The organism is Mycobacterium sp. 050134, from assembly GCF_036409085.1.
Taxonomy (GTDB): domain Bacteria; phylum Actinomycetota; class Actinomycetes; order Mycobacteriales; family Mycobacteriaceae; genus Mycobacterium.
This window is the reverse complement of sequence record NZ_JAZGLV010000075.1, coordinates 1-491: the sequence shown is the minus strand read 5'-3', so window position 1 is coordinate 491 and position 491 is coordinate 1. Positions and strand designations below refer to the sequence as shown.

Genomic DNA, 491 nt, shown 5'->3' with positions numbered 1-491 from the left:
GTTATCGCAAAATGTGTGTCGGTGGTGGTGGTGATCGTCATTTAGGGTATTGCGGGAGGCTTTGGCGTGCTTGCGTATTGGTGGTGGCGGTGTTGTGCGATGGTGGGACGTGTTGTTGAGCCCGCGCATGCAGTAAGCTCGGCCGGCTGGTCAGTCAAATCAGTGCGAGGAGTGAGAGTTGTCGAGTCCGTGGGGGTTGCTTGCTGATGGTTTTAGGATCATTACCGCGCTGGGTAACATCGCCGAACATTCCTACAATCTTGCCAGCGGTGATTCCCGCGATGTTGAGTTAGCTTTGGCGGATTTGGGCAGTATCACCGCAGACCTTGGGGTTACTGCGAAGTGGGTCGGCAAGTACAAGTTTGCTGCGTTGGGTGGGGCGGAACTTATCGCGTCGGCTATCACCGTTGTCGAGTTGCTGGAGCAAACAACTGGGTTAGCGACTCCGGCCGACGGATGGGGCCTGAGAAAGAGTGCGGGCGAGTTTTCTG

1 protein-coding gene is annotated in these 491 nt (G+C 56.2%); it reads left to right on the top strand.

Annotated elements, in window-relative coordinates; genetic code table 11:
- Nucleotides 1-178: 178 nt before the first annotated feature.
- Nucleotides 179-491: hypothetical protein (locus tag SKC42_RS27465; protein WP_330967373.1), on the top strand; the 313-nt coding region annotated here is incomplete at its 3' end.